The sequence below is a fragment of the Nocardia sp. MH4 genome (genome assembly GCF_019266065.1).
GTDB classification, from domain to species: domain Bacteria; phylum Actinomycetota; class Actinomycetes; order Mycobacteriales; family Mycobacteriaceae; genus Nocardia; species Nocardia canadensis.
Genome location: NZ_LPNR01000099.1, coordinates 60,581 through 79,011 on the forward strand (window position 1 = coordinate 60,581; position 18,431 = coordinate 79,011).

19 protein-coding genes are annotated in these 18,431 nt (G+C 71.0%); 4 read left to right on the plus strand and 15 right to left on the minus strand.

Translation table 11 applies throughout. The features are described 5' to 3' along the window. Positions 1 to 18: 18 nt before the first annotated feature. From ATM97_RS15075 to ATM97_RS15090, 4 genes are all read right to left on the minus strand, one after another. The gene (locus ATM97_RS15075) at positions 19 to 243 is read right to left on the minus strand and encodes a hypothetical protein (protein WP_218718643.1); all 225 of its coding nucleotides are present in this window, start codon (positions 241 to 243) and stop codon (positions 19 to 21) included. Between the two features lie 78 nt (positions 244 to 321). After that, on the minus strand, positions 322 to 996 hold the full coding sequence (locus ATM97_RS15080) for a pentapeptide repeat-containing protein (RefSeq protein ID WP_218718644.1): 675 nt from the start codon (positions 994 to 996) through the stop codon (positions 322 to 324). Positions 997 to 1,056: 60 nt separating this feature from the next. Further along, positions 1,057 to 1,380 (minus strand): hypothetical protein, encoded by a 324-nt coding sequence (locus ATM97_RS15085; protein ID WP_218718645.1) that lies wholly within the window; start codon positions 1,378 to 1,380, stop codon positions 1,057 to 1,059. Further along, complete coding sequence (locus tag ATM97_RS15090) at positions 1,377 to 1,655, minus strand: hypothetical protein (protein WP_218718646.1); 279 nt, start codon at positions 1,653 to 1,655, stop codon at positions 1,377 to 1,379. Before ATM97_RS15090 ends, ATM97_RS15085 begins: the two co-directional genes overlap by 4 nt. A 77-nt stretch (positions 1,656 to 1,732) precedes the next feature. Here ATM97_RS15090 and ATM97_RS15095 point away from each other — a divergent pair, with 77 nt between their 5' ends. Continuing rightward, positions 1,733 to 3,286 carry a PucR family transcriptional regulator gene (locus ATM97_RS15095; protein ID WP_218718647.1) on the plus strand — a complete coding sequence of 518 codons (1,554 nt, stop codon included), beginning with the start codon at positions 1,733 to 1,735 and terminating at the stop codon, positions 3,284 to 3,286. Here ATM97_RS15095 and ATM97_RS15100 read toward each other — a convergent pair. Genes ATM97_RS15100 through ATM97_RS15110 form a run of 3 tightly spaced genes read right to left on the minus strand, consistent with a single transcriptional unit; the run spans position 3,274 to position 5,872 of the window. Further along, positions 3,274 to 4,137 carry a polysaccharide deacetylase gene (locus ATM97_RS15100; RefSeq protein ID WP_218718648.1) on the minus strand — a complete coding sequence of 288 codons (864 nt, stop codon included), beginning with the start codon at positions 4,135 to 4,137 and terminating at the stop codon, positions 3,274 to 3,276. The genes ATM97_RS15095 and ATM97_RS15100 overlap by 13 nt on opposite strands. Further along, a complete protein-coding gene (locus ATM97_RS15105; RefSeq protein WP_218718649.1) occupies positions 4,134 to 5,249 on the minus strand; it encodes an NADH:flavin oxidoreductase in 1,116 nt (371 codons plus the stop codon). Before ATM97_RS15105 ends, ATM97_RS15100 begins: the two co-directional genes overlap by 4 nt. Beyond that, on the minus strand, positions 5,246 to 5,872 hold the full coding sequence (locus ATM97_RS15110; RefSeq protein ID WP_218718650.1) for a DUF1989 domain-containing protein: 627 nt from the start codon (positions 5,870 to 5,872) through the stop codon (positions 5,246 to 5,248). The genes ATM97_RS15105 and ATM97_RS15110 overlap by 4 nt, the downstream gene beginning before the upstream one ends. 148 nt (positions 5,873 to 6,020) lie before the next feature. On the opposite strand from ATM97_RS15110, the gene ATM97_RS15115 reads away from it, so the two are divergent. Further along, complete coding sequence (locus tag ATM97_RS15115; RefSeq protein WP_218718651.1) at positions 6,021 to 7,457, plus strand: amidase family protein; 1,437 nt, start codon at positions 6,021 to 6,023, stop codon at positions 7,455 to 7,457. 260 nt (positions 7,458 to 7,717) lie between these two features. Beyond that, positions 7,718 to 9,010 carry a hypothetical protein gene (locus ATM97_RS15120; RefSeq protein WP_218718652.1) on the plus strand — a complete coding sequence of 431 codons (1,293 nt, stop codon included), beginning with the start codon at positions 7,718 to 7,720 and terminating at the stop codon, positions 9,008 to 9,010. 12 nt (positions 9,011 to 9,022) lie between these two features. Here the strand turns inward: ATM97_RS15120 and ATM97_RS15125 are convergent, their stop codons facing one another. The 6 genes from ATM97_RS15125 to ATM97_RS15150 all read right to left on the minus strand — a co-directional run bounded on the left by ATM97_RS15125 (position 9,023) and on the right by ATM97_RS15150 (position 14,677). Beyond that, complete coding sequence (locus ATM97_RS15125) at positions 9,023 to 10,540, minus strand: class I adenylate-forming enzyme family protein (protein ID WP_218718653.1); 1,518 nt, start codon at positions 10,538 to 10,540, stop codon at positions 9,023 to 9,025. Beyond that, complete coding sequence (locus ATM97_RS15130; protein ID WP_218718654.1) at positions 10,537 to 11,289, minus strand: glycosyltransferase family 2 protein; 753 nt, start codon at positions 11,287 to 11,289, stop codon at positions 10,537 to 10,539. The genes ATM97_RS15125 and ATM97_RS15130 overlap by 4 nt, the downstream gene beginning before the upstream one ends. Continuing rightward, complete coding sequence (locus ATM97_RS15135; RefSeq protein ID WP_218718655.1) at positions 11,286 to 12,305, minus strand: NAD(P)-dependent oxidoreductase; 1,020 nt, start codon at positions 12,303 to 12,305, stop codon at positions 11,286 to 11,288. The genes ATM97_RS15130 and ATM97_RS15135 overlap by 4 nt, the downstream gene beginning before the upstream one ends. Positions 12,306 to 12,386: 81 nt before the next feature. Beyond that, positions 12,387 to 12,710 carry a hypothetical protein gene (locus ATM97_RS15140; protein ID WP_308248484.1) on the minus strand — a complete coding sequence of 108 codons (324 nt, stop codon included), beginning with the start codon at positions 12,708 to 12,710 and terminating at the stop codon, positions 12,387 to 12,389. A 50-nt stretch (positions 12,711 to 12,760) separates the two neighbouring features. Continuing rightward, a complete protein-coding gene (locus tag ATM97_RS15145) occupies positions 12,761 to 13,627 on the minus strand; it encodes a hypothetical protein (protein WP_218718656.1) in 867 nt (288 codons plus the stop codon). A gap of 6 nt (positions 13,628 to 13,633) precedes the next feature. Further along, on the minus strand, positions 13,634 to 14,677 hold the full coding sequence (locus tag ATM97_RS15150) for a 3-oxoacyl-ACP synthase III family protein (protein ID WP_218718657.1): 1,044 nt from the start codon (positions 14,675 to 14,677) through the stop codon (positions 13,634 to 13,636). Between the two features lie 112 nt (positions 14,678 to 14,789). Here ATM97_RS15150 and ATM97_RS15155 point away from each other — a divergent pair, with 112 nt between their 5' ends. After that, positions 14,790 to 16,001: a cytochrome P450 gene (locus ATM97_RS15155; RefSeq protein WP_308248485.1), complete on the plus strand. Its 1,212-nt coding sequence runs from the start codon at positions 14,790 to 14,792 to the stop codon at positions 15,999 to 16,001. Between the two features lie 48 nt (positions 16,002 to 16,049). On the opposite strand, the gene ATM97_RS15160 is transcribed toward ATM97_RS15155, so the two are convergent. Next, positions 16,050 to 16,769: a hypothetical protein gene (locus ATM97_RS15160; protein ID WP_218718658.1), complete on the minus strand. Its 720-nt coding sequence runs from the start codon at positions 16,767 to 16,769 to the stop codon at positions 16,050 to 16,052. A gap of 212 nt (positions 16,770 to 16,981) precedes the next feature. Beyond that, on the minus strand, positions 16,982 to 18,391 hold the full coding sequence (locus tag ATM97_RS15165) for an FAD-binding oxidoreductase (RefSeq protein ID WP_308248486.1): 1,410 nt from the start codon (positions 18,389 to 18,391) through the stop codon (positions 16,982 to 16,984). Positions 18,392 to 18,431: the final 40 nt, after the last annotated feature.

Here is an 18,431-nt window from a genome sequence, read left to right on the forward strand (position 1 = left end):
TCGGCGACGCCGCGGAATTCAGCTCGTGGGGGTCGACGATCCAGAGGTGCTCCGCGTGCTCGAGGGGGTGGTCGCGGAGGACTTCGGGGTGCTCGGGCCGGTGCAGCCGCCGGTCTTGTCGACGACCGGCACCACCATCTCGCACACGACTTCTTTCGCCGTGTCGGCTCCTTCGTCCGCCTTGCAGCCGACGATCCCGAATCCGACGACGAACGCGAGAACCACCGCGACCAGCTTCTGCACAGCGTCAGAATGCGCGTGTATTACCCACTCGTGCAAGGAAATTCGTGGTCACCTGCCCCGCGCTCGGGCGTGGCTACCTCATCCGCACACGGCTACCCCGACCGCGGTGGCGCCGTTGCGGGCGAACCACGCCGCGAGTTCCTCGCCGCGCACCAGCCGCGGTGACTCGTAACCGATGTCGATCGCGCCGTCGACCGCCCCGCTGGCGCCGGTCAGATCGCAGCCGGCCAGCCGCGCGCCGTCGAAGTTCGCGCGATCGAGCCGGCAGTCCCGCAGACTCGCGCCGCGGAAGTCGCTGTCGCCGAAGCAGGCCCGGCGCAGGTCGGCGCCGGTCAGATCGGCGCCGCGGAAATCGGAGGCCGCGAAATCGGCTTTCATCAGGCGCGCGCCGACGAGCCGGGCCGTGCGCAAGACGCAGTCGCGGGCCTGCGCGGTGCCGAGGTCGGCGCCGGTGAGGTCGGCCCCGGACAGATCGGTGGCGAGCATCCAGGCGCCGTAGAGGTCGGTATCGATCAGCCGGGCACCGGCCAGCCGGGCTTCGCCGAGCTCGGCGCCGCCCAGATCGAGCCCCGACAGATCGCTGCCGGTGAGGTCGAGTCCCCAGCCGTTGAACAGCATCTCGGTCGTGCGTGGCACCGTCGGGTCGGCGGGGAGCTGGGCGAGATAGTGGGCGAGGACCTTCCTCGCGTCGGGGTCGTTGGGCCACCTGGGCACCGTGTGCAGATCGGCTTTCGGCCGACGCCGCCAGAACATCATGAGAAGTATTTACACCCTGCGGTTCTCACGCGGGAACGGTCGGGTCACGAACACGAATCAGCTGGCGCGGTGGATGGGATGGACCCGCGACAGCGCCCGTTTGGCCTCGGCGAGTGAGATCAGCTGATCCTCGTCGTCGATCTCGGCGACGGCGGCCTCCGCCCATTCCCGCAGCAGCGTGGACACGCCGACCCGACGTTCGTCGGCCAGGTCCTTCAACCGGGAGTGCAGGCCCAGCGGCAACCGGATGGAGGTGGTCACCATGATGTCCTCGTTGGCGGGCAGGCGGGGTGGCGCTTCGGCGGCCGCATCGGAGAAACTCAGCCGATCCATGAAGTCGGCGAGCTCTTCCTTGCTCGATGGATAATCCTGATCGCTCATGAGCGGTCCCTACTTTCCCACTGCTCGAATTGCGCCAGCTCCTCGGCGCGCATCGCGCGTGCGCCGATGATCACCCACGTCCAGTCGTCGCGCTGTCGTGTGACCACGATCAGCGGACGTCCGGCCGTGGTGCGCCCCCACACCGTCAGAACGGACACCTGGCCGTCGAAGGCCGGGCGTGGCCACCGTCGTGACGCTGCGAGGACCTGCCGAACCTCGCTGGGTTCGACGCCGATCAGGTGAGCGATCGCCCAATCAGGCCACTCGAAACCCATAAGTCCATAATACGCACGTAGTAACTACCTGTGAAAGCACTGAGCATCCCGACCGGATCGGTGGGTAGATTCGCTGGGTGTTGACCATCAGCAGACTGGTCGCCGATCCCGCGCTCGGCCTGCGGATCGTGACGCCGGAACTCACCGATCGCCTGGCCGCCGAGATCCGCTGGCTGCACACCACCGAGCTGCCCGACCCGTCGCGCTATGTGCGTCCCGGCGAGCTGGTGCTGACCAACGGGCTGTGGCGGCCGCACGTCGCGGCGGCGGGGTTCGTCGAGGCGCTGACCCAGGCGGGTGCGGCCGGCCTGGTCTTCGGGCTGACCGCGCAGACCCCGGTGCTGCCCGCCGAACTCGTCGACCTGTGCCGCGAGCGCGAGCTGCCCCTGGTCGAGTTGTGTATCGGGGTCCCGTTCGCCGCCCTCACCCGGGCCGCCGCCCGGATCCAGAACGAGGTACTGCAAGCCGAGCTGACCGCGACGGTGCGTCGGGGCGACGCGCTGGCCACCGCGCTCTCGCGTGGCAGCGGTGCGGCGGGCGTCCTCGAAATCCTGCGGGGCGAGACGGAATTGCCGCTGCTGGTGGTCGATCGGCGGGGCCGCTGCCTGGCCGCCATCGGCTGTGAGCCGACCGCCGAGCAGATCAGGGTGGCCGCCGCCGCGCTCAATCGCACGCCACCGCCGCTGGAGGTGAACCTGCTCGGGTCGGGACCGACGGCGCTGTACCTCGTCAAGGGCGCGATGGGGGAGATCGACGCCGGGCTCTACTGCCTCGAGCCGGCGGCGACGCTGACCGCCGCCGACCGGGAGGCCCTCGAGCAGGCGGCCAGGTTCCTGAGTCTCGAGGTCACCAAACAGCAGGCGGTGCAGGCCATCGAGGCCCGCTTCGCCGCCGAGGTGCTCGAGATGATCCTGTCCGGACCCGGCCGCGACGACGACGTGAGCCGTCGGTTGCGGGCCTACGGCGTGCCGTCGGACGAGCCGCTCGCGGTCCTCGCGCTCGCGGGCGCGGACGTGTCCCTCGACGACATCGCCGACGCGGTGGGCACCCTGTTCGCCGCGCACGGCATCCCGGTGTTCACCGCCGCGGGCAGCCGCGACGTGGTGGCGGTGAGCCCGTGGCCGGGCACCGCCGAGGAGCTGGCCCGCTTCGCCGCCGAGCTCTCCGGCGACATCGCCCGCCGTACGGCGGCGCCCCGCATCGTCATCGGCGTCGGTGACCTCGCCGCCGCCGCGTCGAGCCTGCGCGAGCCGCTGGTCCGGGCGCGGGAGGTCTGCCAGGCGTTGCGCGCGCAGCCCGGCCCCGACACCGCGACCTTCGCCGATATCGCCACCCACCGGATGCTGCTGGGCCTGCTCGACGCCCGGGTCCTGGAGCGATTCACCGACCAGGTCCTCGGCGCCCTGCGTGCGCACGACGCCCGCGCCCACACCGAACTCGAGCACACCCTGCGCGTCTTCCTCGCCAACGACGGGCAGTGGGGGGTGACGGCGACGGCGTTGCATGTGCACGTCAACACCCTGCGCAACCGGATGGCCAGGATCACCGAGCTCACCGGCCGCGATGTCCACCGGCTCGCCGACACCGTCGACCTGTTCCTCGCGCTCGCGGCGGGCGCTCAGCCGGGATAGATCGCCGGATCCAGGTCGTAGGTGGGCAGTGGCCGCTGCGGTGTCGCGGTGTCGGCGCGGGCCCAGGCCGCCACGTCCCGGCAGCGCGCGAACGTCACGTCCCCGCACTCCTGGGCGTAGCGGATCAGGCTGCGCAGCGCCAGCATCCGGCCAGGGCGGCCGGTGAGGAACGGGTGCATGCAGACGTTGAACAGGCACCGGTAGTGGCGCATCCCGTCGAGTTCGGCCCGCCACATGCGCTCGACCTTGGCCGGCTCCTCGATGACCGACCCGATCCGCGGTTGCGGCAGGTACGCGTACTGCTCCCAGTCGTCGAGCGACCAGTGCACCGGCAGTTCCACCACCGGCGCGTGCGCGCCCGGCACCAGATACGGCCGGTCGTCACCCATCAGCGAGGAGTCGTAGGCCAGCCCGTATTCGGCGACCAGCCCGAGGGTTTCGCGGCTGGCGCTCCACATCGCCGCCCGGTGCCCGGCGATGTCGATGCCCTGTGCCGCGAAAACCTCCAATGCCCGAACGAAATCCGCGCGCTCGGCGCCCGGGGGCAGCGAGGTGGGCGCTCGGTGACTGTAGGAGTGGTGGGCGACCTCGTGCCCGCGATCGACGATCGCGGCGGCCAGCCCCGGACGCTGCTCCGCGACCCAGCCGGGCACGAAGAACGTCGCGGGCACGGCCAACTCGTCGAGCAGGTCGAGGATCCGTGGCACGCCGACATCGGGCCCATAGGACTGGTGCGACATCACCATCGGGTGCTCGGCGTAGCGCCCGCCCTCGGCGAGGATCGGCGTCTCGGCGTCGACGTCGAAGGTCAGGGTCGCCACGGCGGCCGCGCCACGGGTCCAGGAGGTCATCGGCGTGCGCGCCAGGCCGCGGCAGTGTCCAGGTTCGCCATGGGGTGCAGCATCTCACGGTCGAACGCGGCGAGCGGAGCCCCGGTCTCGACCCGGCGGGGCAGGTCGGGGTTGGCCAGCGCGCCGGTGCCGAGCGAGAGCAGATCCGCGTGCCCGCCGGTGAGGACGTCGGCCGCCTGGGGCAGCGCGTGCATGCCGCCGTTGGCGACGACCGGCTTACCGGTCACCTCGCGGGCGAGCTGGGTGATCGTCGAGCCGCCCGCCAGCCGCGCGGTCTCCAGGAAGTCGCGGCCCTCGCTGGCGATGTGCAGGTAGCTCGCGTCGGCCAGCGCGTCGAAGATCACACGCGCGTCGTCCGCGCCGCCGGGCCAGCGGTAGGCGAAGTCGTTGACCTTAGTCTGCGACAGCCGCATTCCCACCGGCAGGTCGCCGACGGCCTCGCGCACCGCGTCCAGCACGCGCACGTGCAGCCGGATCCGGTTCGCCACCGGGCCGCCGTACTCGTCGGTGCGCAGATTGGTGTAGTCGGTGAGGAACTGGTCGAGCAGGTAGCCGTTGGCGCCGTGGATCTCGACGCCGTCGAACCCGGCGGCCCTGGCCCGGGTGGCCGCGGCGGCGAATCCGGCGATCACCTCGTCGATATCCCGGGCGGTCATCTCCGCGGGCGCGCTCCACGCGCCGCCGACGCCGCCGTAGTCGGCCATCATCCGTCCCGGCGGCGCCACGGCCGACGGACCGATCGTCCCGACGCCGTAGGAGTTGCCCTGGGAGATGGCGCCCGCGTGCATCAGCTGGGCGACGATCGGCACGCCCTCGGCGTGCACCGCGTCCACCACCGTCCGCCACCCGGCGACATGGCCCTCGGTGACCAGACCGGGCTGGCCGAAGTAGCCCTGGCTGTGCGCGGCGTCGGGGTAGATGCCCTCGGTGGTGATCAGGCCGAAGCCGCCTGCGGCGAATTCGCGGTAGTACCCGGCCATCTGCGCGGTCGGGGTGCCGTCGGGCTGGGCCGAGATCCGGGTCATCGGGGCGACGGTGAAGCGGTTGCGCAGCCGCAGGGGTCCGAGATCGAACGGGGCGAGGGCGGGGTGGGCGAGGTCGGTGGTGGTCATCGGTTCTTCTCCTCGGTGGTCAGGACGGTCAGCGACAGCGGGCTCGGGCCCGCCCCGTTGATGACGTTGTGGTCCTGCGGGCAGGACGAGACGACGACGAGACACGGCAGCTCGGCGCGCAAGGTGATGGCGTCGCCGGGCCGCGTCGCGGCGGTCAGCCACGACAGCTCGCCGTCGGCGCCGACGGGGATGCGCATGAACACGTTGATGGGCTGCGGGATATGGGACGGCGCCGGATACCCGCGTTCGGCCAGCGCGTCGGTCAGGTTCTGCGCACAGCTGGCGTGGTCCGGATCCCCGTAGGCCGCATAGCGTTGCGGGTCGCAGGCGGCGATCAGCATGTCGTGAATGCCGGGGGAGGTGTCGGCGAGGTAGGTGAGGATCGGGCGGCGCCGGTTGGTCACGAATGCCTCGCCCAGCGCCGGGAACAGGCGGCTGGTGTGGGTACGGGTGTGCGCGGCGCTGTGGTGTTCGGCGAGGTCGTCGGCGTGGTAGGCGAACACGTCACCGACCTGCCCGCCGGCGACATCGGTGATCCGCAGGCGATCTCCGGGGCGCAGGAGCACCGACCTGGCCTGCCTGGCGGGCACGAGGACCGGCTCCGGGTGGCTCAACGTTGTCATGCCGTTCAGTCAACCGGTGCGCGGGACCCGAGCGCCATGGAGATGTCGACACTCTCTTGTGTTCGAAGTGGATGTTTCACTATGTCACGAGGGCTTGCGGGCGCGATAGCGTGCGATGGTCCGTTCGGTCTACGCACAGGAAGTGCCCATGATCACTGCCCTCGCCACGGCACACGCCATCGCGACCGGCGACACGACCTCTTCGGCGGTCGTCTCCTCGGCGATAGCCGTTGCGCGGCAGCCTGATTCGGCCACGACGCTGGTGACCGTCACCGCTGAACGCGCCCGTCTCCAGGCCGCGGTCGGCGATCGCCGGGCGGCACGGGGCCTTCGGCGCAGTGTCCTCGACGGTGTGCCGATCGTGTGGAAGGACCTGTTCGATCTCCAGGGCACGGTCACGACGTGCGGTTCGGCCAGCCACCAGTACGACGAACCCGCCGCCGTCGACAGCCTGCTCGTGCGCCGGGCCCACGATCGGGGCCTGGTCACCCTCGGCAAGACCACCCTCAGCGAGTTCGCCTTCTCCGGCCTCGGCGTCAACACCCGCTTCGGCACCCCCACCAACCCCGTGGCCCCCGATCTGATCCCCGGCGGATCCTCGTCGGGGTCGGCCGTCGCCGTCGCCCGTGGCCTGGTCCCGCTGGCGGTCGGCACCGACACCTCGGGCTCCGTGCGCATCCCCGCCGCCCTCTGCGGAGTCCTCGGATTCCGCGCCAGCCCAGGGCGATACGGGCCGCACGACTTCGCGCCGCTGTCGCCGACTCTCGACAGCGTCGGTCTCTTCGCCACCACCGTCACCGACATCGCCGCCCTCGACGGCCTATTGCTTCCATCAGGTTCCACGCCGTCACTCGGGTCGGCGCCCGTCGGCCAGGGGTTCGAGGGCCGGACAACGGGCCGGGAGCGTATCGCCGGTCATGGGAACGAATCCCTCAGAACGACAGCGGGATTCGACGCCGCGCGCCCGCTGCCGCCCCGGTTCGTCGTCCCGACCGGCGAATGGACCGACGACCTCGCGGCCCCGATCGCCGAGAACTTCGCCCGCACCGTCGCGCACCTGCGGGCCGCGGGAGCGGCCGTCGAGGTCCGCGCGCTCGCGTCCCTCGTGACCGCACAGCGACTGCTGGACGACCACGGCACGATCGTCGGCGCCGAGGCCCACCGCCTGCACGGCCACCGGCTTCGCTCGACGATGCCGATCGAACCGGCCACCCGCCGCCGTCTGGAAGCCAACGCCCACACGGCGACCACCATCGCCCCGGTGTACGCCGCGCTGCCCGGCCTGCGCGCCGACTTCGCCGCCGAACTCGGCGCCGCGACTCTCCTCTGCCCGACGATCCGCCGCCTGCCACCGCCGATCACCGACCTGCTCGCCGACCCGGATGCCTACGACACCGCCAACGCGACGATCCTGCGCACCACGATGCTGCTGAGCTACCTCGGCAGCTGCGGCATCAGCCTGCCCACCCCGTCCCGCCACCCGGGACACTCCGTCCTGCTCTCCAGACACGGCGGCGCCGACGGCGCGCTGCTGGCGGACGCCCTGTGGACCGAACGAGTCATGCACCGGCACCAGGATCACTAGCGGCCGAACGAGTCGCGCACTTGCGCTGGGATCACCAGCGGTCGAACGAGTCGCGCACCTGCCTCGGGATCACCAGCGACCGAATCCTCGGTGGCGCAGTGGGGACCGCGGGTCGGCGGCTTGCCTGTGCAGGGGGTCGGCGCCGGTCCGGCGCACCGGGAACCGTGGGATTCGCGCCGGGGTGCGGTCGCGGCCGTACTCTCGAACGGACGCGTGTGGACGGGCCGCGGGTGGGTCCGGGTGAGTGGAGGAGGGCGGGCGTGAGGGTGCGCGACGGCGAGATCGATCGCCCGCTGTCACCGTCGGAGCGCTGGTTCTGGCTGGTCGATCAGCTGTCCCCGGCCAATTGCGTGGTCCGGCTGCGGGTGCGCGGCCCGATCGGCGGGTATCGCCTGGAGGACGCCGCGGCGGCGGTGGTCGCCGAATTCCCGTTGCTGCGGGTGGTCGTCGCGGACGGGCCCCGGTTCGTGCCCGCCGCCGACCCACATCTGCCGGTGCTGCATCGCATCGTCGGCGATCCGGACGAGTGGCGCACCGTCTTCGACGAGCAGCTCGCCACCCCGGTCGATCTCGCGACCACGCCCGGCAGGCTCATCGATCTGGCCTGGCGCCCAGGTACGTCCGACGAGCTGCACGACCTGATCCTGGTCTTCTCGCATGTCCTCGTCGACGGCCGTTCGATGGCCTCGCTCGGCTCCCGCATCCTCGCCGTCGCCTTCGGCGCGCCCGCGTCCGAGATCGTCCGGCCCCCGATCCCGGCCGCCGACGACCTGATCCCACCCGCGCACACCGGCCTGCTGCGGTGCCTGCGCACGAACCTCTCCGGCCAGCTCACCGCGACTCTGCGGCGCACCGTCGGCCTGCCCGGCACCCCGCCGCCGCTGCCCGCCCGGCGCACCCGCACCGTGCTGCGCACCCTCGAGGGCGACGAGCTGGCCGCGCTGCGCACCCGCTGTCATCGCGCGGACGTCACCGTCAACGCCGCGCTGACCGCCGCGCTGGCCCAAGCGCTGGGCGAGCTGAATCGCCCCCGTGGCTCCGGCATCGCCGCCATCGGCATCCCGGTCGACGTGCGGTCGCGCCTGCGTCCGCCGCCCGCCGACGACGAACCGGGCATGTTCACCGCCGTGGTCCCCACCTTCATCCCCTTCGGCCCGGAAAGCTCCCTCTGGGACGCGGCCGGCACCGCCAAAGCTCACCTGGCTCAGCGCCTGGACCGCCATGCCGACCTCACCGCGCTGGCCGCGATTCGCTACGGGTGCCCGCGCTCGCTCGAATCAGGCAGGCGCGCAGTCGAACTCGTCGACCGTCGCGCGCCATGGAACGTCACCCTGAGCAACCTCGGTCACCTCACCACCCCCGAAACCCCCGAGCCCCTGCCCATCACGGCCCTCACCGTCGCGGGCACCAACTCCTGCGCCAGCGCCCTCACCGTCGCCGTGGCGACCCTGCACACCACCATGTCGATCACCTTCTGCTACGTCGACACGATGCTCGCGCGCTCCACCATCGAATCCCTCGCCGACCACACCCTCGCCGCCGTCACCCGCTGACACCCGGCGGAGCTAGCCGAGGTGGGCGCGCAGCCGGTCGCGGAGGGCGGCGCGGTCGGGTTTGTTCGTGCGGCCGCTGACCGGGATCTTGTCGACGATCACGATGTCGTCCGGAACGGCCGTGGTGTCGATGATCTGGGGCAGGCGGGTGCGCAGCAGCGCCGCGATGTCGCCCGCGTCCGGGTCGGCGACCACGGCGAGGACGATACGTTCATCACCGATCTCGTCGGGCAGGCCGACCATGATCGCCTCGCGGACCCCGGCGATCGCGGTGATCACCGGCTCGTACAAGCCCGGGTAGATATTGGTCTTGCCGCGGATCATCATGTCCTTCTTGCGGCCGGTGAGCACGAGCTGCTCGCCGTCCCAGCGCGCCAGGTCGCCGGTGGCGACCTCGGTGAGCGGCTCGTCGCCGAGATAGCCGCGGCACAGATTCGGGCCTGCCAGGACGAGTTCACCGTCCGCGGCGATGCGCGCCCGCACGCCGGGGACGGGGGCGCCGAGCAGATCGCCCTCGTGGGCGAGCTTGGCGACGTCGTTGGTGACGGCGACCGGCAGGATCTCCGTCATCCCGTAGATGGCGAGGAACTCGGTGCTGGGCAAGGATTTCCGCGCCCGCCGCAGCAGCGCCGAGGTGACGGGTGCCCCACCGAGGGCGACCTGGCGCAGGTTCGTCGGTGCGGTGATCTCGCCCGCCTCGAGCGCGTCGAGCGCGACGGCCAGGTCGGCGGGGGTGTAGAAGGCGTGGGTGGCGCTGCGCAGCTGGTGGGTGAACCGCACCGGGTCGATGTGGGTGCCGAAGCGTGGATACGGCGGCATCGCCCAGCGCGCGCCCGCCATCAGCGCGGGCAGCCCCATCATCAGCTGCTCGGTGTGCAGGAACGCGCCGGGGGCCAGACTCGTCCGCCCGCCCATCGCCGCCAGCCCGGCGCCGAGCGAAGCACGGGTGTGTACAACGGCTTTCGGGTCATCGGTGGTCCCGGAGGTGAACACGATCAGCGCGGCCGCCTCGGGATCGGCGGGCGCCGCGGCGGGCCCGGCCGCCTTACCGGTGAAGCGGCGCAGGGGAATCGAGCCTGCGGGCACGCCGGGCAGCCACGCGCCGCTGTGGATGTGCCGCACGTCCAGCGCACCGAAGCGCGGCAGGCTCAGCCCCCGCCGACGCCCGAAGCCGGCGAGCGGGCCGCTCACCGCGTACAGCAGCGATTCTGTGGCCGCCCAGGTCGGTTCGACCAGGGCCACCCGCTGGGCGAACAGCTCGGGCCCGATGCCCGGGTCGACGAACACGATGGTGCCGCCCGCGGCGATCACGCCGAAGATCAAGGTCACCGAGGCCACGCTCGGGCGGATCGAGAACAGCATCCGGTCGCCGGGCGCGAACCCGGTCGCGCCCAGATTGGCCGCGACCCGATCGACGCTGTCGACGAGCTCGCGATAGGTCAGCGCGCGCTGACCGACCGTGCCGAGGGCCGAGGCGTCGGGAATGCGATCGGCCTGCATCGCCAGGTGAGCGAGGAAATCGGCGGTCATCGGATATCGACGATGTCGGGCCGGTAGCGGTGGTCGGCGTACCAGGCCAGTGTCTTGCGGATGCCCCACGCGCGCACCCGCCGGTTCGAGCCGTACACCCGCACGTCACGGCGCAATCCGTAGTCGGTGGTGATCGTGCGCACGGCATTGACCAGCGCCCGGTCCTCGTGCAGGTCCTCGATGGCGGTGCGCGGGAATCCGCCTGCGGCCGTGTACAACTCGGCTGTGATCGCCATATTGCAGCCGGGCGTCATCACGTACGGGCCCAGATACTTCGGGTCGCGATTGCCCGAGCGCACCTTCCCGAAGGCCGAGGCCACCTCGAGTGCGACCCGGATGATCGTGCGGTCCCGCCACGACACCCCTTCGTCGGTCCGGGGAATCAGCTGCCCGCTGATCAGTCGCAGCCCCGCGTCGAACCCGGCGTTGATCCGCTGGGTCCAGTCGGGCGCGGGCAGGCAATCGGCGTCGGTCCGGGCGAGCCGGGTCGCGCCCCGCGCGATCGCGTACCGCATTCCGGTGTCGGCGGCGGCGCCGGTGCCCTTCTGCGCTTCGCTGATCACCTCGATCGCGGGAACCGGATGCGCGGCCGCGAACGCCCGCACGATGTCGGCGGTGCCGTCGGCCGAATTGTTGTCGACCACGACCACGCGGAAGTCGGTATCACGTTGCGCGGCAACGGCAGTCAGCGTCGCGTCGATCCCGCGCGCTTCGTCGAAGGCGGGGATCACGACCCACAGCCCGCTCACCGCCGCGCCACCAACCGGTCGAGACCACCGATCTCGGTGACCCAGTCGTAAAAGCGATCCAGCCCCTCCGCGAACGGCACGGTCGGTCGGTAGCCGAGTTCGCCCTCGGCGCGCGAGAGATCATAGGTCGCCGACCGGGTGACCAGCGCGACCGCGTAGCGCGACAGCGGGGGAGTCCACCGCCGCGCGACCGCCGGAATCCGCCACACCGTCTCGATCGCCGCCAGCGCCCCGCCGAGTACCGGCGCGGGCACGACCACGCTCGGCGCGGACAACCCGAACCGCCGCGCCACCGCGGCCATCGTCGGCCACACCGCCACCGGCTCGGCATCGGCGACGAAATAGGCGCGCCCGCCGACCTTCTCGGCCGCGAGCGCCAGCTCCACCGCCTGCACCAGATGATCGATGTAGCACAGCGACGCGCGCACCTCGCGGCCGCCGGACAGGTCGGGCAGGCGTCCCGCCCGCAATTTCGCCAGGATCTGCACGATCGGCCCGTGTCGATCCCCGGGCCCCCAGACGGCGCGTGGCCGCAGCGAGCACGTCGTGAAGGTCGGCGTATCGGCCGCCAGCACCAGCTGTTCGGCGACCGCCTTGGTCTCGCAGTAGCTGTTGAGGAATCGCGCCGGGTACGGCACCGACTCGTCGATCCCCAGCTGATCACCGCCGTCGGGCGCCATCAGCGCGCTGGGACTGCCGATGAACACGAAGCGCTCGACTCCGGCCGCGGCGGCCTCCTGCATCAGCCGATCGGTCCCCGCGACATTGACCGCGAAGAACTCCGCGGGCCGTCCGAACTCGCCGAGCAGCGCCGCGGCGTGCACGACGGCCGTCACCCCGGAGACCGCGCGGGCCAGCGCCGCCGTGTCCGCGAGATCGGCCACCGCCACCTCGGCGCCCGCCGGGGCCGTGGCGGGGTCGCGGACCATTGCCCTGACCGTGACGCCGCGCGCCAGCAGGCCGCGCACGATCGCCCCGCCGACGAACCCGCTCGCCCCCGTCACCAGCACAGTCATCGCGTCACCCTACGACGTGGACCCGGCCCGACCGCCGGGGCGCACCGGTCCCGGCGGTCGCGCGCCGCTGCCCACGCCGATTCACCGATCGGCCTCGCCCAGTGTCTTCCACCAGGTCGCACCGAGCAGCATCGTCATCGCGGCGGCCCGGCCGGGCCCGATCCCGTGCTCGGCGGCCACCCGCCGCGCGGCTGGGATCTGGGCGAGGTGCGCGCCGACGCTGAGCGCCAGATCGATCCAGAACGCCAGCTTCGCCAGGCGGGAACGGAACGGCCGCACGATCCCGAGGATCACGTAGGCCCAGCCGAGCACCGGCACCGTCCGCAGGGCGAGCACTGTCGTCGCGTTCGGGGCGCTCGCCGTCGCCGCGCGATGGCGCGCCTGAGTCTGCTGCGGTGCCGTCACCGTCCACCTCTCCTTGTTCGCGTTCGCTGTCGACGCGGCGTGTGTGGTCATCACCGGACCCCGGGCCCGCGGTAGGTCACCGCGGCTGCCGTCGGCCCGCCGTCGGCGGCCACGAACAGCAGCGGCTGATCCGTGCGTCCGGCCTCGCGGGCCGCCACGTAGGCGGCCGTGAGCGCGGAAGTGTGCGCGTCACCGGCGAAGTCGTCGGTCACCAGCGCGGCGACGCCGAGTTCGGCGGCCAGTGCCGTGGCGAATTCGGGCGTCGGCTTGCCGCACACGAGGACCACGCGCTCGGCCTCGATGTCGTCGGCAGCCAATGCTTCCCGGGCCGCCGCGGTCGCGTGCTCGACGAGTTCCGCTGTGCCGGTGTCGAGTTCGACGGTCAATGCCGACCGTCCGGTGGCGCCCATCGCCGAGAGCGTCACGTAGCCCTGCGGATCGGGCAGCGCGTCACCGGCACTCACGTGCACGCCGCCGAAACCGATGGCGGTGGCGGAATTCTCGAGCACCAGTGCCGCCCCGACCGGCTCGAACGGGAAGTCCGCGTCGGCGCGCATCGACGGATGCGCGTCGCCGGAGACGACGACCACGTGCCCGGCGGGCAGGTCGGCCAGCAGCGACGCGGCCACGCCGACCGCGTTGACCAGGCCGCAGGCGCCGTTCATCAGGTCGAACGACAGGCAGGGCACGTCGCCGGGCCGGTACTCGAGGCCGATGCCCGCCGCCTGCTGGATGAGCGCGGCCACCGCCGGTTCGACGAGGTTCGCGTCGCGGTAGACCCCGACGTTGATCAGCGCGTCGACCTGGTCCGGCGGACAGCCCGCACCGGTCAGCGCGGCCCGCGCGGCGGCGGCCGCCTGACCCACCGAGCTGACGCCACCGGTCTGCGTGACGGCCGAAGAAATGATGATTCCCATACTGTCCTATACCCGCAGATCGCCGATTGTCACCGACAAGAACCCGGCGACCACGCCCGACGCGGCGGGCACCAGCAGCACTTTGGACCCCGGCGCGATCCGGCCCTGCCGCAGTGCGTCGTGCAGCACCACGAAGTGCGAGGTCGAGGCGGTGTTGCCGAAGCGATCCAGCACCGCCAGCTTCGGCGGCATCGGTGAGTCGAACTCGCGCTCGGCGATCTTGTCGATCAATTCCACGGCGGGACCGCTGAATTGATGATGGATCAGATAGTCGTAGCCCTCGGCGGCGAAGTCGGAACCACGGGCGGCCAGGAACTCGCGCTGCCGCGAGGTCCACAGCAGATACCGCGACTCGTTGTGCATCGCGCGATTATCGGTGTAGAGCGCGACGCCGGGGCCCTGATCGCTCGGCATGCCCAGGCACAGTTTCGCGAAGGCGGCGCTGGTGTTGAGCTCCACGTAGTCCAGGCCGGGGCCGTCGGTGGCGTCGAGGACCACGGCCGCGCCCGCGTCGCCGACGGTCAGCGAGGCGAACTGCGGGTCGTACTTCTGCGAGATCTCGCGCACCGCGGTATCGGAGATCGGGGTGATGCACTCGCCGGAGACCACCATGCCCCTGCGGACCGCGCCGGAGCGAATCATCCGGTCCAGCAGCAGGACTCCGGTCATCATCCCGGCGCAGGCGTTGGACACGTCGAAGTGGATGGCCCGGTTCGCCCCCAGCGCGGTGCGCAGCATCAGCGCGAACGACGGCTCGAGGCAGAAGTCCTCGCCCCGGGTGCGGGTGATCGAGCAGGAGATGATCACCTCCAGTTCGGCGGCCTCGTAGCGGGAGTTCGCCAGCGCCTCTCGGGCGGCGGCCAGCGCGATGCTGAACGAGTCCTCCGGCCTGCCCTGCGCGTCGACGCCGCGCACCCGCCGCGCCGCCACCCCGCTGACCTTCTCCAGATCCAGCGGCGCGTCGATGGCCAGCCGGCTCATCAGCTCCGCCGTGGTCACCTCGCGGGCGGGCAGATACGCGCCGACGGCCTCGATTGTGGATTTCACCATGTGCTTGTTCACTTCCGAATATCGCGCGATGCACAGTCCTCCATCAGCGCATCTCGCCGATCCTAGTCACAGACCTTCACTATTCGGTCTCGCTCAACTAGATTGTGCCGGGGTGTGGAGTGCTGCCCGACGCCATGAACTCACCCTACTCGCCGCAGGTCAGCCCTGGTTGCCCGGCGTGCTGCTGCTGGGCCGGGTCGCGCGCCCGATTCGCAAGGTCCCCAAACTCGGCTGGTTCGTTGCCGATCCGCTGGTCGCACGCCAGATCTACAACGACAGCACGCACTTCAGCATCGTCTCCGAGGGCGCCGCCGGGCACTGGTGGGCGCAGGTCATCGGCGACTGGGTCGAGGACCTGTTCGAAGGCCCGGGTCACACCGAGCTGCGGACCACGGTGCGAGACCTGTTCACCCTGACCCACACCGATGCGCTCGTGGAGCGCGTCATCGGTCCTGACCTGCGGGATCTGCGCGATCGGCTGGCCGAGGGCGAGACCGTCGACATCGCCGCGCGCGCCCAGATCCTGGTCGGGCGCAGCGTGTCCGACCTGGTCGGCATGCGCCCCGAGGACATCGCCGCGGCCATCGGCGGCGATCCCACCGACGACCTCGACGCGCTGTTCCTGCGGCTGTTCCACCATGTGGAGGAGCTGGTCAACCTCGGTTTCGGCACCATGGCCTCGACCACGCTCGACCCCGTCGCGGTGGCGCGGGCGAAGGAGCTGGCCGGGCAGCTGGCTGTCAATGTCCCTACCGCCTACGAGCGCGCCGATCCCGACACCACGCTGGGGCGCTGTCGCGAACTCGGCCTCGACGTCGAGCACGCGGCCGGGCTGGCCATCCTGATGGCGGTGGCCGGCACCGACACCCTGGCCAGCGCCATGACCAGGATGGTCGCGATCATGCACGACACCGGCGAGCACCGGGCGCTGCTGGCCGCGCCCGAGCGGCTGCCCGACGCGGTGCGCGAGACGCTACGGGTGACCAGTCCGGCCTACCTGGTCGGGCGCTCGGTCACCGCCGACGTGCGCGTGGCGGATCGGGACCTGCGTGCGGGCGAGCACGTCAAGATCCTCACCTGGACCATCAACAACGCGGTCGGCGAGTTCAGCGTGCACCGCGACTACGTGCCCGAGACCCGGCAGTTGTGGTTCGGCGGCGGCCGCCATCTGTGCCTGGGTGCCCAGCTCGTGCACTCCGAGCTGACCGCGCTGCTCGCGGCGCTGACCGCGGCGGGCAGGCCGTGGGAGATCGTCGAGCGCCGCTACCGGCGCAAGGTCTTCATCCCCACCTACGAGACGCTGCGCATCCGGCTGGCGGACTGAACACAGCACGAAGGCCCCGTCCACCGGACGGGGCCTTCGCGGTGGCTACTACTGGTTTTCCGGGGCGTTGATCCGGTTGCTGAAGCCGATACCGATCACGATCGCGGCGGGCACACCGGTGATCACCAGACCGGCCGCGGCGCCCAGCGGGATGCCGACCGCGCCACCGGCGAGGCAGCCGGCGATGCCGGTCGCGCCACCGAGCGCCAGCACCGGGATGCCCAGGATCAGGCCGCCCGCGGCGCCGATCGCGCAGCCCGCGACGCCACCGACGAGGGTGCCGACCAGGGTGCCGATGGCGGTGACGATGCCGAACTGGGTGGCGGCGGCGCTCACCGCGTCGTCGAAGGCGTCCTGACGGACGACGTCCTTGAGCAGGGTGGACGGGCGGGCCGAGGCCGCCTCGGTGCGCGGGGTGAGCACGGCGCGAGTGCCGTCGATGGCGGCGTCGATCGGGTACTCGAGGTCGTTGAGCGTGTAGGCGAGCGGGAACCCGACGACCACGTTGCCCTGCCCGTCACGGACCTGGAACTGGCCGTTCTCGCTGGCCAGCGAGCCCGCGTCGGTCTCGACGACGACGGAGTCGCCCTCGATGCCGGTCTTCCAGTTGATGCCGGGCAGCACCTGGTTCACGCCCTGGCTCACGCCGTCGAGGAAGGCGGGAATGGGCGCCGGGGCCGGGGCCGGAGCGGCGTGCGAGGTGCCGGTGGCGATACCGAGCGCGGCGATGACAAGTGCGGAGGTTGCGGCAACCTTGCTGAGCTTCATGAATGCAGTCTTTCCCTCAATGGCAATGCTCCCGGGGGAGCGCAGGCCCTCGATCGAGCACCCATGAACAAGTGTCCAACTCAATGTTGCTGAGATGTAACTTAAAATGTCATAAGAGCACAAAACGGACAGTGATATGCGCCATTGCCTGCGAATGCCATTTGCCGCGTGGAACTTTCACCCCCGAATTCGCCATCGTGATCTGAAACACGTCAGTGTCGTCGGTGGTCGGCCACTGCCGGGACGAGCCGCAACCGTCGCGACAGATCTGACGCGAAGACCTGCTCGGGATCGGCCGCATCCCGCACCCGCCGCCATTCGTCCAGCCGTGGATACATCGCCGCGATCGTCTCCGGCGCGGTCCGCGAGTCCTTGGCGAAGTACAGGCGCCCGCCCGCGACCAGCACCCGCTCGTCGAGCTCACGGCAGAAGCGGTCCAGACCGGCCGTGATGGGGAAGTCCAAGCTCAGCATGTATCCGGGGTGTGGCCAGGACAGCGGCGCCGGGTTGCTCGGGCCCATCCGCTTGAAGACGTTGAGGAACGAGTGGTGCCCCGACTCGGCGATGGCCTGCACCGCGCGCGCCAGGTGCCGCTCGGCGCCGAACGGCATCGAGAACTGGTATTGCAGGAACCCGCGCCTGCCGTAGGCGCGATTCCACTCACCGAGCAGATCCAGCGGATGGTAGAACTGCGTCAGATTCTGGATGCGACCGCGCGCGCGTCGCGGGAACATGCGATGCGCCGCCTCGGCCGCGATTCTCGTCGTCACGCTGTTCACCATCCCGTTCGGAAAGATATCGGGCACGGTGAACAATTGCGGCGCATCGAAAGTCAGCGGTTTGCTGCGAAGTTTCACCGGCAGCTGGTCCACGGTCGCGAGCGAACCGCGGCTGAACCCGGCCCGACCGAGTTTCGCGCCGGTGGAAATGGTGTCGGGCACCGACATCGAATAGTCGTAGCCGTCGTCGGACCCGCCGGTCAGTAGCGCCATCGTCTCGTCGAGATCGCGGGTGCGGTCGTTGTCGACGAAGAAGTACGCGGTCTCGGTGTGCTTCAAGCGGATTCGGGCACCGGTCACGATGCCGGTCAGCCCCATCCCGCCGACGGTCGCCCAGAACAGCTCGGACTCGGGGCCCTGCGGGGTCAGTGTCCGCACCGAACCGTCGGCGGTGAGCAGATCCAGCGACACCACGTGGTTGCCGAAGCTGCCCTGCGAATGATGGTTCTTGCCATGGATATCCGACCCGATGGCCCCGCCGACCGTCACCTGCCGGGTCCCCGGCAGCACCGGAACCCACAGCCCGTACGGCAGCGCGCGCCGCATCAGGGCATCCAGGCTCACCCCGGCGTCGACGTCGGCGATCCCGCTGTCGGGATCGATGTGGTGGATGCGGTCGATCGCGGTCATGTCGACCACCAGCCCGCCGCCGTTCTGCGCCGGATCGCCGTAGCTGCGGCCCAGTCCGCGCGCGATCACCCCGCGCGGGCCCGCCGTGCGCACCCGCTCGGCGATCACGCCGATGTCAGGCGTGCGCAATACCTCGGCGACGGTCGGCGCGGTGCGTCCCCACCCGCTCAGGCTGCGCCGTTCGGTCTCGGGAATCCCCTGTGTGAAAGTCACGGGAGCACACGTTAAGTCGTGTTGCTGAGGGCAGCCTGAG

Coding starts and splice junctions, on each gene's coding strand:
- ATM97_RS15080 (WP_218718644.1), bottom strand. CDS start 996: ATGTTCTGGCGGCGTCGGCCGAAAGCCGATCTGCACACGGTGCCCAGG.
- ATM97_RS15085 (WP_218718645.1), bottom strand. CDS start 1,380: ATGAGCGATCAGGATTATCCATCGAGCAAGGAAGAGCTCGCCGACTTC.
- ATM97_RS15090 (WP_218718646.1), bottom strand. CDS start 1,655: ATGGGTTTCGAGTGGCCTGATTGGGCGATCGCTCACCTGATCGGCGTC.
- ATM97_RS15100 (WP_218718648.1), bottom strand. CDS start 4,137: ATGACCTCCTGGACCCGTGGCGCGGCCGCCGTGGCGACCCTGACCTTC.
- ATM97_RS15105 (WP_218718649.1), bottom strand. CDS start 5,249: ATGACCACCACCGACCTCGCCCACCCCGCCCTCGCCCCGTTCGATCTC.
- ATM97_RS15110 (WP_218718650.1), bottom strand. CDS start 5,872: ATGACAACGTTGAGCCACCCGGAGCCGGTCCTCGTGCCCGCCAGGCAG.
- ATM97_RS15115 (WP_218718651.1), top strand. CDS start 6,021: ATGATCACTGCCCTCGCCACGGCACACGCCATCGCGACCGGCGACACG.
- ATM97_RS15125 (WP_218718653.1), bottom strand. CDS start 10,540: ATGACCGCCGATTTCCTCGCTCACCTGGCGATGCAGGCCGATCGCATT.
- ATM97_RS15135 (WP_218718655.1), bottom strand. CDS start 12,305: ATGACTGTGCTGGTGACGGGGGCGAGCGGGTTCGTCGGCGGGGCGATC.
- ATM97_RS15145 (WP_218718656.1), bottom strand. CDS start 13,627: ATGGGAATCATCATTTCTTCGGCCGTCACGCAGACCGGTGGCGTCAGC.
- ATM97_RS15150 (WP_218718657.1), bottom strand. CDS start 14,677: ATGGTGAAATCCACAATCGAGGCCGTCGGCGCGTATCTGCCCGCCCGC.
- ATM97_RS15160 (WP_218718658.1), bottom strand. CDS start 16,769: ATGAAGCTCAGCAAGGTTGCCGCAACCTCCGCACTTGTCATCGCCGCG.